This is a genomic window from Oleiphilus sp. HI0128 (genome assembly GCF_001635365.1).
Genome location: NZ_LWGG01000076.1, coordinates 1 through 607, shown reverse-complemented (window position 1 = coordinate 607; position 607 = coordinate 1). Strand labels below are relative to the sequence as shown.

Genomic DNA, 607 nt, shown 5'->3' with positions numbered 1-607 from the left:
ACTAATCGTAGGTGTGGGTGAGGTTGCAAGGAATCTCTTGAATATTTTAAAGGCGATCGATTTCCATGTTGAGCTCTGCGATGCGCGTAGTAACGTGGTTGATAGGCACGATGCTAAAAGCTGGGATACTCCGCTGCATCTTTGCTTACCAGATGATCTGATAAAAGAGCGATTTTCTGATTCCTATTCTGCTGTGCTGGCTTTGGCTCACGACCCAAGAGTTGATGATCTTGCGGTGATGGCGGGTTTGCATAGCCGATGCTTTCTGGTCGGCGCAATGGGGTCTCAAAATACTACCAGCAAGCGTTTGCAGCGGCTGCGCACCCTCGGTTTCGCTTCTGAAGAATTAGCAAGGCTAAATGCGCCAATTGGATTTCCGATTGGCAGTAAGCTACCTGCTGAGATCGCTGTATCTATCGCTGCGCAATTAATTCAGGAAAGGAACAAAGTTTCCGCAAAAATGATTGACTCACGGCGCCTTTGTTCAGGATGAGTAGCATATATGTAATCAAATGAAACTGCTGTTACCTGGGCTTACAAATCAAAAGTTAAATAATGTTATTTCTTAATTTGCTGTGCTTAATCTCATTTTAAAGTGAGTCAATAT

1 protein-coding gene is annotated in these 607 nt (G+C 44.2%); it reads left to right on the top strand.

What is annotated here, in order from left to right; translation table 11 throughout:
- On the top strand, positions 1 to 493 hold a 493-nt coding region (locus A3763_RS00980), incomplete at its 5' end, for an XdhC family protein (RefSeq protein ID WP_197482662.1).
- Positions 494 to 607 lie beyond the last annotated feature (114 nt).